Origin of the sequence: Flammeovirga sp. OC4 (assembly GCF_000812565.1) — a bacterium.
In the GTDB taxonomy this organism is placed as follows: domain Bacteria; phylum Bacteroidota; class Bacteroidia; order Cytophagales; family Flammeovirgaceae; genus Flammeovirga.
Window position 1 is genome coordinate 26422 of sequence record NZ_JTAM01000042.1, and the last position, 15617, is coordinate 42038.

The window sequence follows — 15617 nt, forward strand, 5'->3', positions numbered from 1 at the left end:
ATGAGCAAGAATACATTTGACACAATTATAATCGGTGGTGGTCTTGGAGGACTGACAGCTGGTGCCACATTAGCGAAATTAGGTAAAAAGGTATTATTGCTAGAGCAACATTACGTAGTAGGTGGTTGTGCTACCACTTTCAAGAGGAAAGATTTTGTCATGGAAGTAGGGTTACATGAAATGGATGGTCTTTTTGAAAAAGATTTGAAGATGGATATTTTCAAATTTCTGGAGGTCGACCAACATGTAGATTTGGTTCAGGTTCCAGAGTTGTATCGTTTGAAATCTAAAAACCTGGATTTTGTTTTCCCTCACGGACATGACGAAAGTATTAATGCCTTGATTGAGAAGTTTCCTTCGGAAGAAAAAGGCATAAGGAGTTTCATGGCCTTGATGAATGGCGTTTTGGAAGAACTACCTAGTTTCCCGAATCAAAAGTGGAAACAAAATTTGAGTTTACCTTTTATGCCTTTGACCCACCCTCATCTTGTAAAGGCTTCCCGCAAAACTGTTGGAGAGTGGCTAGATCATTATTTTGAAGACGAAGACCTCAAACTATTGCTTCAAGCCAACCTGCTGTATTATCATGATGACCCCTATACTATGTCAATGATTTATTTCTCAGCCGCTCAATCAAGTTATATTCAAGGGGGAGGACACTTTGTCAAAGGAGGATCGCAAAAACTTTCGGATTACTTTGCCTCGGTCATTGATCAGAGTAGTGGACAAGTCCTTGTTGGAAAGAAGGTCAATAAGATCATTATTGAGAATGGGAAAGCCGTTGGAGTGGAATTTACAGATAAATACAATACTGGTAAAACGCATACCGTCTTTGCCTCAAAAATCATAGCGAATACAGCTGTACCGTTGGTACAAAAATTACTTCCACCAAAAGAAGGAAATAAACTAAACAGCAAAATCAAAAACTTAAAAGCTGCATGTTCTTTATTGAGTATTTACATTGGATTCAAAAGAGAAATCAAAGACTTGGGTACTGATCATTATTCTACATTCATTTCTGATGATAATATGACGAGCATCAAAGAGGTGTACAACAATTGTAAGGGGCCTTGGGAAAAGAGAAACTTTGTATTTGTGGATTATAGTCAGATTGATTCGCAATTAGCTCCTAAGGGTAAATCATTTGGTGCTATATGTGCTGCCGATTACCTGACCGACTGGGAGAGCCTCTCTACAAAAGAATACGCTCTAAAGAAGGAAGAAGTAGCAACGATCTTTTTTAATCGCTTAGAAGAGCATTTCCCGGGCATTAAGGAGGAAATTGAATATTATGAGGTAGGTACTTCCAAAACCATACAACGATACACCATGAATCCGGAGGGAACGCCTTATGGTTTTGCTCAAACTGCTGATCAAGCCGGAAAAAATAGGACTCCTTTGGCTTCACCAATCAAAAACTTACATTTTGCTGGTGCTTGGACTTTTCCGGGTGGAGGCTTTACAGGGGCGATCATTAGTGGCTTCTTAAGTGCTCAAGAAGTCAATAAGAGTATTAAAACTACTGTAGAGGATTATGGTATTTTAGAAGATGAAAACGTCATAGAACTGATTAGAAAGAAATGTGTTGCTGATAACACTTACGAATTTACTTTTACTAAGCCTAAAGGGTTCAACTATCAAGCGGGGCAGTATGGTATATTAGAACTGATCAATCCAAAATTCAATGAAGTAGAAATTCCACACAGAGCATTATCTTTCGTTTCTCATCCTGATGAACCTTATCTGCGTTTTGCATTAAGATTAAGCGACAGTAGCTACAAAAGGTCTTTGATGGCCCTCAGTGAAGGTGCAAAATGTAAATGCTATGGACCCATTGGTGACTTTACAAATCAGAAATTAACTCAGAAAAACAAAGGAATTGTATTTATCGTATCAGGCATAGGTATTACTCCTATCCTTCCTTTAATTCGAGAGCATCAGAAACAACATCAAAATACACCCATCACTTTGCTATACTCCAATAAAACTTTGGAAGCTTGTGCTTATCATGATCACTTTATTGGCTTGGAAAATGAAAACTTCAGTTATCATACCGTTTTAACTGCTACAGAAAAAAGAATGAACAAGGATTACATTAAAGGGAAAATCGAAAACATAGGGCAATACCGTTTCTGTATTGTTGGAGGAAGATCTTTTGTGTTAGGTATGCAAAAGGAATTGCAAGACCTACAGGTTCCCAATAAAGATATCATTGTAGACGATTTTGGGTGATAAAGTGAGGGAAGAGGTATGAATGAAGATACAGTTCTTGAAAACAATTTCCCTTCTCCTTCTTACAATAAAAAAGGTCATTCTATTTATGTGATAGAATGACCTTTTCCTTATAAAATCTTGGATATAAAAAAACAAGCCGGGAACGCATCGCTCAACTCCTTACCCTTGCTTGCTTCCGCACCTGGGGGATTCGGAGGAGCAAATCGACCCGACTTGCGATGCAAAGGTAAGTACATTTTTTAATTCCGCAATGGTTTTTTATTATTTTTTTCTCAAAAACTTATAAGTTAGCGCTAATTATTTAGTTTTCAATAAATTAAAGATGATTTTTTATTTTAAAATAAATATCAATCTCAAAAAAATTACGAAAGCAGATTTGTGATATCATCTTTGCTCAACTTTTTCATAAAGCTCTCTTCCGTCGTAATCAAAGTATCAGCCAGCTCTTTTTTACTTTGCTGCAAGGCTAAAATCTTCTCTTCTACCGTACCTCTAGTGATGAATTTGTAAACCATTACCTTATTCTCCTGCCCAATTCGGTGTGCTCTATCCACCGCTTGTGCTTCAATGGCAGGGTTCCACCAAGGATCAAGTATGAAAACATAATCGGCAGCGGTAAGGTTCAATCCCAGTCCTCCTGCTTTTAGTGAAATCAAGAAGATTTGAACATTCTTTGAGTTTTGGAATTTGTTGACTTCTTTCTTTCTGTCTTTCGTTCCTCCATCCAAGTAAGCATAATCAAACCCTTTTTCATCCAACTCTTTTCTAAATAGTGTTAGATGCTTCACAAACTGACTAAACACTAAAATTTTATGACCTTCAGCAGTTGCATTTTCAAGTGAACGAATCACTTCATCAAATTTACCAGCAGAGTGCTCATATTTCTCTTCTAATAATACCGGGTGGTTGGCAAGCTGTCTTAGTTCTGTTAAACCTTTGAGTAACATAAACTGAGAACCTTTCACTCCTGTACTTTCGATGTGTTCTAAAATCTCGTTTCTGTAAGAAGACTTAATTTCTTCATATTTTGCCTTCTGCTCCGCTGTCATGTCAATATACATCACCTTCTCAATCTTCTCTGGTAATTCTGACGCCACCTGCGATTTGTGCCTACGCATCACAAACGGTTTGATCAAACGGTACAGCTTTGTATATTTTTCTTCGTCTTTTTTTCTTTCGATAGGATGTAAGAACTCCTTCTTAAAGAAGTTTTGACCACCTAAAAGCCCTTCATTGGCAAAATTCATCTCTGACCAAAGATCCATCGTTGTATTTTCAATTGGAGTACCGGTCAACAATAAACGTTTTCTAGACTTCAATTGATTGACTGACTTTGTCACAATAGAAGAAGGGTTCTTAATGATTTGAGCCTCATCAAGAATAATATAATTGAAGAAATACTGTGATAGAATTTCCGCATCAATACGTGCCGTCCCGTAAGAAGTAATCACCAAATCATACAATCCGAATTTTTCAGGATTCTTCTGTCTGTTCGTACCCGTATAATTCAGGATTTTCATTTTTGGCGTAAACTTCTTGGCTTCCATCTCCCAGTTGTACACTAAAGAAGTAGGCATAATGAGTAAAGAAGTGCCATTTTCAGCCCCTCTTTCATACTCTAAAACGGCAAGTGTCTGCACCGTTTTACCCAATCCCATATCATCTGCCAAACAACCTCCAAAATTGTATTCTGAAAGGAATCTCATCCAATTATAACCTGCTTTCTGGTAAGGTCTAAGTTTCCCTTTAAAGCCTTTTGGCACATCATAATCTTCAATTTGATCAAAGTCATTCAACCTTGATAATCTTTCATTTAAGCTCACTTTGGCCAACGAACCCTCTTTCAGTTCTTGTACCAATGCTAAGTGATGTTTATGGAGGCGAGGGGTTTCGCTATCGTTGTTTAAGAAGTAGAAAAGTTCTTGGTACTGAGAGAACCAAACATTTGGAATTACAGCAATCTCTCCATTTGGAAGTTCAAATTCGTGACGTCCAGAAACGATTAATTTTCTGATTACAGTAAATGGAATTTCAAACTCACCAAAGAGCACTTTCGTTTTGATATCAAACCAATCTCTATCCTCTTCCACTTCAAGATTGATCACTGATTTTCCAATGAAATATTTCTTTTCAATGGCTCCATCCTGATCAATTATAATATTACTTTCTTCTAACGCTTGAGCGTTATTGGAGATCCAAGAGAATGCATCATTTTTAGGTAAAATTACTTTCCCTTTTTTCCCAAGTTCAAGCCCTAGTTGATGTACATTGTCTCTAACAGCTTTTTCATATTTGACCTTACGGGTCATTTTGTAAAATGTAAATTCATCATCTACATATTCTAAATTTACATGACTCTTCTTTCCTATTGTACTGCCCTCCACTACACGGTCTCCATATTTGAAAACCAAACTCAACTCTACATCATTGACAACAGGCTCATTCTCTTCCGAACCATTGTCTGCAGTGACAATTTCTTTTAATAACAAAGAAGCACTGGCCTCTTCTTCCAATCTCACAATTTCAAAACCATCAGCCTTTACTTTATAGTCTTCGATCAAGTGAGTAATAAACTTTTCGTAGTAGCTTGGTTCCATTTTTTTAGGAATAGCTATAAAGTTTTTGAACAAGAAAGGTTTTATTTTCTTTCCATCTACTTCACCTTCAAAAGTGTAAAGTTTTCCTTCTAAAAGTAGCCAAGCTGGCTTGTTCGAAAGAAGAACAGCTTGTTTATATTGGAATTCGACCTTTTCTCCGTTGAAAAACATGAAAGGCCTGTAATTGGTATTTTCTTTATCCTTATTTCTCCAGAATCGGAAAGTAATAGAGGCTTTCTCTTTTTGAACACGTATAGTTTTGTAGGTCGGATTTCCATCTTTTCCCATTTCAAAGACCATTTTCCCTGAAAGTCGGTTAAGAATTTTTATTCTTTCCTCTTCAACATAATCCAAAATTCTCTTTTGAAGTAATTCATCACCCTTTTTCTCATCAAAAGTTGATAAGAAAAATGCATTCGCTTTTTGTCGTTTTTTCCCACCAAAACGATGCGCAACTGCATCCGGTTGAATATTATCCATCAGGTCAATAAGTTCATAATCCTTCTCATCCAACCTGCTTGAAAACTCATGAGCATTCCGTGCAGAAATATTCTGATGTTGAAGGGTTAACTTATTTTCGTGGTTCAACTGAACTACAAAGGATTCAAATAAATAGCCTAAAAATTGATGTTCAAATAACGAAAAAACCAATTGAAAGGGTTGGGATGTGGAAACTTTCATCTGCGCTCAGAACTCTTTTACAAAACAATTTTTCCAATTTCTAAATCATCAAAAGTAGTATAATTAATCTTATCAACAAATCGTAGGGTCAAAAAGTGACAGACTACCCTTCAATTAAAATGGCTTTTATGGTACTTCAAAAACCGCTCTCCACAACACTGTTTCCTACTTATTTTCAATCATTTAATGGATAACACAAAAGGCTAACCCAATAAATTGGCACTTTTACACTACATAAAATATGTTAAGAAAAATCACCATCTTTAAAAAAGATTATTGACTAACATTAATTATGTAAACATTTGTAAGTCATTTTACTGAATGTTAGCGTTTTGATTTTTCTGCACTTAAATTTACGTTTAATCTAACGATCCAAAATAAAGATTATGTCCTCGAAGTTACACACATCAATCCTGACTGTTTTAGCTATACTTATGGCTACTTATATTGTGTGGGATTTATTTTCAGAAAGCTATGCTGATACTACTAATGAACATCAATTAATTGTAGAAGAATTAGAAGGTCTTGGCCGTCTTGAATTATACAAGGCACACGTAAGAGATGTGGCCGAATACACAGAAGAAAGTGAGTATTTTGCTGATATACCTGTAGCCAAAGATTATTTTAAATCAAAAATCTTAGCAGTTATTGGTGGTGAAATTGTTGCCTATATCAATCTCAATGAAATCAAAGAAGATGATATACACATCATTGATTCCACTGTAGTGGTAGACCTTCCAATGCTTAATATTGATGGAAGAGTTAACCCTAAAGAAGTTAAAGTCTATTCTTCCGAATTTGCAAGTCCTGAAGCTATGAATCAGCTGTATATCGAAGCAGAGAAAAAGCTGAAGAAAACAGGGCAAGAAATGCAATTAGAAGAGAAAGCAAAAGAAAACGCAAAACAGTATTTAGCCCCTATTCTTTCCAAAATCAGCGGACATAGAAAGGTTAAAATTAATTTTAAAGACAGTGTAAATTTACATTACATGCGAAAGTAAAGGATAAAATTTCCTCTTCCCGAAATAGAATTATTCTTATATTCTAATTGTTTTTATTTACATATTGAAAGTAAAACATTCCCTACTTTTTTAAGGTATTAACACCTGTAATTGTTGAACAATAAGTATTCTATTACATATTTAGAATCTAAACATTCTAATATTTGATTTTTTTGGGAAAAAACTGTAATATACAGCTACCATTAGTCTTTATTTTTTAACATATCAAAGACTGTTCATTTGAACTATACATCATAATCGCATTTTTTTGTTATGGTTAGAGCAACAAATTCGAATCTTCGTATTCATTTTTTGATAAAACTTGTTACCTCAATTTTACTTCTCATTAGTACTACTACTTCAGCTCAAAATATCCTAAGTACACACTACTCTAAGGATAATGGTTTGAAGTCAGAGTATATTAAAAGTATTGCTAAAGATTCCATTGGCTATTTATGGATGGGTACTGACAATGGCTTAGTCCGCTATAATGGCTTATCATTTAAAAATTACGGAAGTAGTCAACTTCATAGTAATTATATCAAACAACTTTTACAGAAAAAAGACGGTTCATTATATGCGATTACTGATAAAGAAGTTGTTCAGATTTTCAGTACTCCAGATGAGGTTTCTTTCAAAGTATTATTGCAAACCAAAACGCCAGAAGCAGATACAGGTGACCTGTTTTATGGTAAAATGCTTTATGAAGATAGAAATAATGTACTATGGGCTGCTGACAATTCTCAAATCTTTAAACAAAATGCTTCGGGTAAGTTTGAATTGACATTTAGTGATTTTGACTTAATCAACGAGGCTCAAAATAGATCTTTTCAACTTGTAGAAAATATTGATGGTGAATTGTTCGCTTTTCATCATACAGGTGCTGTCTTGAAATTTGATGAAGAGGCAAACCAATTCCGCAATATGAATGCAAATCTGTCTTTAACTAATATTCAACATGCGATTTGGTACAATGGTTCTTCATTCTTAGTGGCTGATGCCGGTAAAGGTATTTCTCTTGTAGAAATTAAAGGAAACCGAGTATCAAGACAACAAATCGGACAGAAGCTTGATGCCTCTTATATTCAAGAAATTGGAACAGATACTTATATGGTATCTGCATGGTTAAAAGGTATGTACCGTTTAGAAAGTACTTATGAGGGTTTTAAATTACATAGAGATCCAGAATTAGGTGTATACAACGGTAACTCAATGTATTACAACGACTTAGACCTTTGGCTTGCAAGAGACAATGGTGTTTCATTGTTCCAAAAACTCCCTTTTAATCAGTTTGCTCAAAACATTACAAGTTCATTTATTCAACATATCAATGGTGATGATAAAAACTTGTATTTCACGGATGGTGACAACTTCTATACTGGTAGCTTAAACTCTATCAATGAATTCAAGTTAGAACAAAAAATTAAAGTTAAGCCTTCAGGCAACTCTTTCTTAAGAATTTTACCAACAAGCCAAGGAGTTTGGACTTCTGATGCGGAAGGACATATTATTTTATGGAGAGGTAAAAGAGAAGTAAAGAAATATGACTTATCCCACTTAGGAGGAGCCATCTTTGTGATGAAACAAGACAAAGATGGTAACCTATGGATCTGTCAAGATGGTATTGCTGGTGTTATTAAGATTCAGCCTAATGGAAAAACTAAGATCTACAGTGTGGAGGAAGGAGTTTCTAGTAGAGCGATCAGTATTGAAATCACTAGTACAAATGAAATCCTTTTAGGTGGTTCTACCAAAGAAGGATTAGTATTCCAATACAACGACGTAATTGACGCTTTTGATAACCTTACAGAAGAGTTAAGCTTTAAACTGGGAGGAAACCTTCAAACCAATGATATAAAGAAGCTTTCTAATGGCGACGTCATTTTAGGTACTTCATATGGTACAATGATCTTGAAAGATGGAAAAATCAAGCGTTTAAATTTAGGTGATTTCACTTCGATTTCGAACAACGCATTAGCCATCGACCCTTCTGAACAGCAACTATGGATTGCAACACCTTCAGGACTGATTCGTTACAACTTCGAACATGATGAATATTTACTTTATACTTATAAAGATGGTCTTCCTGATGGTTCTTTAAACCATAGAGGTTTATACATTGATGACTTCGGTAAATTATTTATATCTACTACTAGAGGAATTGGTTTCGCACCCAACTTACAGGTACTAAAAGAAACTCCAAAACCTTTTATTGAACAGGTTCACGTAGGTGGTGACAAAATTGATATGAATGAAAGACCTGATGTGGCATCTGACTCCTATTTAAGGGTTGATTTCCATATTCCAGTATATCCTACAGAAAACGTAGCCTTACAGAAACGTATATTAGGATATCCAGGATTGGATGAATGGACAAATTTCGAAAAAGACCACGAAGGTTTACTTATTGATAAACTAGAAGCGGGCTCATCTTATACTTTAGAAATTAGAGGTAGAAAAACAGGTAACTTCTCATGGAGTAGACCTTTAGCTTTTAGGTTTTCAGTTTTCACTCCTTTCTACAAACAATGGTGGAGTTATGTTATCTATGTTGTCGGAACAATCACAATTGTACTCATCTTCGTACAATTAAACATTCTTAGAAGTAGAAGAGAACAAAAAAGACTGGAAGAACAAGTAAACCTTAGAACAAAAGAGGTAGAGCAACAATCTTCCGAATTGACAAATAAAAACAATGAATTAGAAAAAGCCTTCAACAGATTGAAAAGATCAGAGGCTATTCTTAATCACAACACCAAAGAACTAGAAAGAGCGAAGAGAGAGGCTGATAAGGCCGTTTCTAAGCTGAAAGATAAAAATACCGAGCTGGAGGAGACTTCTCGTACTATTCGTGAACAGCACCAAGAGATGAAGAGTCACCGAGAGCAAATTCTGAGACAAAACGAGCTTGTAAAAGAACAAGCCCTTCTACTTTCTCAACACAATGACAAAGTAAAGAGCTCCGTAAATTATGCAAGACGAATGCAAACTGCCGTATTCGGTCAACCTTCTGAAATGGCTGAGCAAATGAAAGGTATTGGACAGCATTGGGATGGTTTTGTTTACTTAAAACCAAGAGATATTGTATCAGGTGACTTCCACTGGTATGGTGAGAAAAACGAAAACCATATCATTGTAGCAGCCGATTGTACTGGTCACGGTGTTCCTGGTGCATTCATGTCACTGATTGGTAATGACCTTCTCAACCAAATTGTATACGAAAGAGGTATTCTTGATCCAGGTAGAATTTTAAAATTGATGAATGATATGATTCGTCAAGCCTTGAATCAAGCAGAAAACGAAAATAGCCGTGATGGTATGGACATCGCTATTTGTGTTGTCTCACCAAAACGTAAGACATTGACATTTGCGGGTGCCGGTAGACCACTTTACTACATTGACAACAACGAGCCAGAAGAACTTAAACGTTTGAAAGGTGGTAAATTTGGTATTGGTGGTAAAGCCACAAAGAAAAAGGTGTTTGATTCGTACTCATTACCTTTAGAAGATATCAAAGTAATGTATATCTGTTCTGATGGTTACCAAGATCAGTTTGGTGGACCTAATGGACGTAAGTTGATGCAGAAGCCATTTAAAGATCTTCTTTACTCTATACATGATAAAGAGATGGATCTTCAAAATAAGTCATTGGATCAATTCATGGAACAATGGATGCTACATGGCAATCAAAAACAAATTGATGATATGTTGATTATCGGTTTGAGACCACACGTAGTGATTGACGAAGAAAGTGAAAAAGAGATATTACTTGTCGATGAGCACGAAGCACAAAGACAGTCTATTTTCTAACATCAAATGATATAAAGAGTAGAGGGAAGCTTAATTCAGATTAAGCTTCCCTTTTTCATGAAGATCACCTTGTATTCTTGTTTTCTGAATTCGGCAACAAAACAATATTAATAGCATTAATAATCTATTTTAATTCATGATTTTAGGATAACATTATTCAGCATCAGAAATTTCTTGGCAAAACGACATTAAATATCAAATTATATTTTTTAAGAAATTTTAAGTTATTATTTTTAGAAAGAGAACATAACAATCGAGTACCACATAACTAAATTTTATAAATGCCCTACCTCATTATCCTGCTGATGTTATTATTATCAAACAGCTTATTTGCACAATCTCAAAAAGTCAGCACTTCTTATAAAACTATTTACCTAATTGAAGATGAAGGGCTATTGGACAAGTGTGATGTTGAAGAAAGAAACATTATCACTTTGACACATTCTTTGGAAGAATGGCAGTTCTTTTTTGAAAAAAATAAACTCATTGCTTTTGAATGTATTCAAAAAGATTTCCTCTTTGAAGAACTTTTTGAGGTAAAACCGAATGTATTTGAAGACAAAAGTGGACTCTATAAACTGTATACTCAAATCAAAAAACCAAATGAGATATCCATCACAATAGAATCTCAAAATAACCTTACAGACCTCTATTTTTCAGAAAATAATAATGAAGAAGCTACATTTTACTTCAAAAAAATGGTAGTTAATAAAAGTAAATTGTAAATTACAACAACTTTCAGTTAAACAAACATTATCAATCTAACTAAAGTGTTGTACGATGCATCACTTTTTACATAACTCTCATTATTATGAAATACATTTTTTCTAAAACACTTCTAGCTATTGTTTTTTGTGCTCTTTTCTCTCTACGGTCTAATGCACAAGGTTGTGCCGATGCTGGACTATGCAGTATTGGCCCAATGAAAAGTAGCGAATTTTTTAATGAAACACCTACACATGGAGAACTCCGCTTTCGTCCCTCTTATGGTTTAGGCGAAAAACAAGTGAGTGTCATTGGGTTACAACTAGAAGGTGATTATAACATCAAGGATGTAGTCTATTTCCAATTCCAATTGCCGTACATTATTACCACCGGTGGATTGGGAAATACAAATGGGTTTGGTGATTTAACCTTATCACTTTCCGTTCCTGTTTATAAAGGAGATGAGGTGACTACCACTATTTTCGGAGGTACTAAAATCCCATTCCAAGATGGCAATGTTCTTTATAATGGAGCTCCGCTACCAATGGCTTATCAACCAAGTTTAGGTACGTACGATATTCTTGGCGGTGTAGCAGTAAGTTATAAACAGTTTTTATTCTCTGCCGGTTATCAACAGCCTCTAACACAAAATGAAAATGCATTTTTTGAAACAGGGTCTGACCCCGACAACGAATCTTGGAGTACCAACGAATTTGAAAGACAAGCTGATTTAGCGATTAGAGCAGAGTATTCAAAAGAGAATCCTGATAAAATAAATTGGAAAGCAGGATTACTTGGAATTGTACATATGGGAAATGACTCTTTCGTAGATACGGATGGCGTTAGAAAAGAAATTGATGGTTCTAGTGGATTGACATTGAACCTGACAGGTGGTATCTCAAAGGCATTTGGAGATTATACTCTTGGAGCTGACCTTGGTTTTCCTGTAATGGCAAGAACTGCTCGTCCAGATGGACTTACAAGATCATTTGTAATTGGTTTTTATGGTGGTTGGAAATTCTAATCTATAACTAGGTCAAAATATAAAAAGCTTCCTATACTGCATTTTTAGCGTATAGGAAGCTTTTTTCATTAAGTATTATTTAACTATCTGTTCATAACTTTCTCTTTCATCATTAAGCCTACTTTACCTTTCGATGAACTCTCCCCAAAAGTACTTTTCACAAAAAGAAGAGTAGTATATTAATAGTGTCAAAGCCCAATTAAATTGAAATTATGAGTTTAGTAAACCAACAACAGTACCTATGGGAAGGTGGATTTGAAAAAGCGGAATCGAAAGAAATGAGCTTTCAAATTACACTTTACTATAATGACGAATCAGAAGAAACTTTTTTCGAGTCTTCCTCAACTGATCTTACTGAAGATGAAAAGTATCATGAAAAATTATTAAACTTAGAAGATGTGGTCGATTTCTATATCGAACTAGAAGGAGTGATCGCATAAAAGAAATTATAACATCTAGCCGATGTGAATTTTTAAATCCACCTTGCTAGTATATTATAATCCAAAGACTATTTTACTTTTGAAACAATTAGCCCTTTCTATTTTTTAGAAAGGGCTACTTTTTTATTAGGCAACTAGTACGTTGTAAACTAAACTACCGTAAACTTTCAAGCTTCTTTCTTCTTCATTTTTCCATTGATGAAAAACGAAGCAAAAAATCTAGGGTTAGAAGTCAAAAGCTAAATTCCATTCCTCTCGTCTATTGAAAGGGTAACTCGATCAAAACTTCATCGTTTTGAGATACTCAAACAAGAAAATCATTTTTAACGGCTCAATTCATGAAATTATTAACGCTTTTCCCTTCAAGGCCGAAGGAAGTACTACCTAACGAATTGAGTAGAAAGACCACTGGCGCGAATGTTAAGCGTCAGCGTCATTCGTGTCCTATTGATCATCAGAAATCTCCTGATTTCTAAACAATATAAATAACGCAAACTTAGTTTACAATGTAATTAGTTTTTTGTACAAACTTACTGTTAATCGGCCAGCGAAATTGTTTCTCCATCTACCTCTGAAGAGATTACATATTGATTTGCCTTCCATTTGTACTTACTATAATACGCTTCTGCCAGCATCTGCATACCATATAGCATATCTTCTTTTGGATAAGCTACTGAAACCATTTTCATCAATGTTCTATTCTCTGAACTATGAGAATACTGAAAGAGAACCCATAAGCCCGCTTCATCCATCATTTTCATAGCTTCAGCTTCACCATGTCTATTCGATAATTTATCTTGGAAATATTGACCTTTTACGGATACCAATTCTCCCGCTTTTACACCTCTTCTGTATAATTCATCTTCACCTAGAGCATAGATATAAGCTTGCATTAATACCACATCATTATAGTCTATACCATTACTTTCTGCTACCATCTGAGAATTCCCCCTAAATGAAATATACTTTTTTACCCACTGTAAATGTTCCCAATTTGAAAATACTTCAGGATTTGACTGAGTCAAAGAATCGATCATTTCCATATAATGCAGTACTCTTTTTCTTTCATTTGATATTGAAAAATATTCCAAAGGTTCTAAAGAATCAGTCAAGACATTAAAGTGATCGTCTGTCAGTGTTTGATCATTAATTTCTACAGACGAAAGTAATACAGTATCCAATTCATATTTAACTAATGCCTTACTTAGATCTGCATGTAATGCACTCTTTGTATCTGAAATTCTATTCGAAAAATAGCTATTGATTTCTTGGGAATGGTATGCTTTAAAAAACGGGTTTTGAGTCTTTCTATTTACATTTTTAAAATACTCACCTCTAAAACCAAAATGTTGCTGAAAAATTATATTCGCATACTCATCGCTCTGATGTAATGTAAGCCAATACTTCATGGCTGATTCAGGGAACGGTACGGTCACATAAATATCAACATTAGCATGTTGTTTCTCTACCTTCGACATTCTATAAGCAAGCGAATTGGCTAATTCAGGAAGTACATTTGCGTAGAGGTTTTTCAGTAATGAAACAGAATCTAATAGGTTTTGTTTTCTAAGTACAATTGATTGCGAATTATAAATTGATTCTAAATCTGAATCATCAAATCCAGGTACCTTAACAGGCCTTGGCTCATGAAAAGCTACTGCATCTAAAAAAACAGGCATCGTACCTTGTTTCGCTACAATTTCTTTAATGATAAAAGAATTGATATTCGACACCCTTACACACCCCCCTGAAAGAGCAAAACCCAATTGATCTACTCTATTAGAACCATGAATGTAAAGCTGCCTTTTTCCCGAATTACTATTGTCAATATAACAAACATCTTCTGGTGATTTTTGGAGGTATTGAGGTGCTGATAGATCTATATATTCGGAACCAAAATTTTGTCCAATTAAACCAAATTGATTACTACATATAAATGCCTTTTCAACCTTGGTACTTTTTCTAAAAATATACATCGCTTCTCCATCATACGCCTGACGATGAAGTTTATAAAAAATATGTCTTGGATCTGTTGTGATTGTCTTTGATTGCCAACCTTTCTGATGATAATCTTTATAAACTAAAAAATACCCTAAAGGTGTTTGTCCTGAATCATTTTCAAAGCCTACTCCTTTCCAAGCTGATGAAATATCAATTTCAACCAATTCTCCATTCGACATATTGATAATATATCCCTTTTGCCCACCTACATTTTTCTTGGAGATATTCCCTACAAAAGCATAGCCTGATTGAATTCCCTTCGTATCTCTTAGGTATAAAAATGCCTTTTGAAGTTTGTGATGTACAAATGAAAAGTATTTTGGATCCGATTTCTTCGACAAAACACGCATTCCACATTTTGCATCATTGTGTAGCATTTCCTTTTGATGTTCTGTCAGATCAGGATACTGCTCTAATAATTGATTCATGAAGTTTTGTGTAAGCTGCCCCAGACTTTCAGGCATTAATACTCTAGCTTCTTCCAACTGTTGAATAGCAGGAATTGTATACACTTCTTCCTTGACGCTAGCTGGTGCACTTCCTCTCGAACTTACATAAACAGCTTTCCCTGTTAATGCTTTCCAATTGAAATCTTCTGAAGAAAAAGAAGTGAAATCACCTGTCTTTTTTGATGACTGTTTCGCACATGAACAACATAGAATAAAACAGGTCAGAATAATAAAATTGCCAATATGGGTTCTCATTAGTTAGTGGTTTTGAATACAATATTTTTTAAGCTAAAGAGGAGTTTGCTATCTCTTCTATTAGAAAGTAGAGTTCAATACATTGTAAACTAAATTATCGTCAACTTTTAATCGATCTTTCTGCAAGCATCATCTATAAGATCAATTTTCAAACTTCCTTCTTCTTCATTTTTGTCTTGAAACAAAAACGAAGCAAAAAATTCAAGGCCGAGGGAGATACTACTAAATGATGGTCTGATTACATATCAAAAGACAAAGGTTTTATAATAATTTTCTAAAATGCAGTTCTGTAGGAACATTGCATTGCAAAGTCCTCGCGAACCATCATACACTACCATTTACCCTTCATAAAAGTAATCGCATTAATTAACGAAAACTATCTAATATACAGCGTCTTAAAATCTATTTCTATTACTAAA

Annotated in this window: 9 protein-coding genes and 1 other RNA gene; 7 read left to right on the forward strand and 3 right to left on the reverse strand. The window is 34.8% G+C overall.

What is annotated here, in order from left to right; genetic code table 11:
- On the forward strand, nt 1–2232 hold the full coding sequence (locus PL77_RS19255) for an FAD-dependent oxidoreductase (protein WP_044209021.1): 2232 nt from the start codon (nt 1–3) through the stop codon (nt 2230–2232).
- Between the two features lie 130 nt (nt 2233–2362).
- On the opposite strand, the gene ffs is transcribed toward PL77_RS19255, so the two are convergent.
- Nucleotides 2363–2453: signal recognition particle sRNA small type (gene ffs / locus PL77_RS31360), an RNA gene on the reverse strand.
- Between the two features lie 144 nt (nt 2454–2597).
- Complete coding sequence (locus PL77_RS19260) at nt 2598–5513, reverse strand: DEAD/DEAH box helicase (RefSeq protein ID WP_044209024.1); 2916 nt, start codon at nt 5511–5513, stop codon at nt 2598–2600.
- Nucleotides 5514–5947: 434 nt separating this feature from the next.
- Here PL77_RS19260 and PL77_RS19265 point away from each other — a divergent pair, with 434 nt between their 5' ends.
- From PL77_RS19265 to PL77_RS31830, 6 genes are all read left to right on the forward strand, one after another.
- Nucleotides 5948–6514 (forward strand): DUF4230 domain-containing protein, encoded by a 567-nt coding sequence (locus PL77_RS19265; protein ID WP_044209026.1) that lies wholly within the window; start codon nt 5948–5950, stop codon nt 6512–6514.
- A gap of 312 nt (nt 6515–6826) precedes the next feature.
- Nucleotides 6827–10324 carry a SpoIIE family protein phosphatase gene (locus tag PL77_RS19270; RefSeq protein WP_172665904.1) on the forward strand — a complete coding sequence of 1166 codons (3498 nt, stop codon included), beginning with the start codon at nt 6827–6829 and terminating at the stop codon, nt 10322–10324.
- 305 nt (nt 10325–10629) lie between these two features.
- The gene (locus tag PL77_RS19275; RefSeq protein WP_044209031.1) at nt 10630–11049 is read left to right on the forward strand and encodes a hypothetical protein; all 420 of its coding nucleotides are present in this window, start codon (nt 10630–10632) and stop codon (nt 11047–11049) included.
- 86 nt (nt 11050–11135) lie between these two features.
- Entirely contained in the window at nt 11136–12053 is a 918-nt protein-coding gene (locus tag PL77_RS19280) for a hypothetical protein (RefSeq protein WP_044209034.1), read from the forward strand.
- Nucleotides 12054–12265: 212 nt separating this feature from the next.
- Entirely contained in the window at nt 12266–12493 is a 228-nt protein-coding gene (locus tag PL77_RS19285) for a hypothetical protein (RefSeq protein WP_044209037.1), read from the forward strand.
- A 338-nt stretch (nt 12494–12831) separates the two neighbouring features.
- Nucleotides 12832–12969, forward strand: a complete 138-nt coding sequence (locus PL77_RS31830) for a hypothetical protein (protein ID WP_156152439.1) — start codon at nt 12832–12834, stop codon at nt 12967–12969.
- A gap of 60 nt (nt 12970–13029) precedes the next feature.
- Here the strand turns inward: PL77_RS31830 and PL77_RS19290 are convergent, their stop codons facing one another.
- On the reverse strand, nt 13030–15198 hold the full coding sequence (locus PL77_RS19290) for a L,D-transpeptidase (protein ID WP_044209040.1): 2169 nt from the start codon (nt 15196–15198) through the stop codon (nt 13030–13032).
- Between the last annotated feature and the right edge of the window lie 419 nt (nt 15199–15617).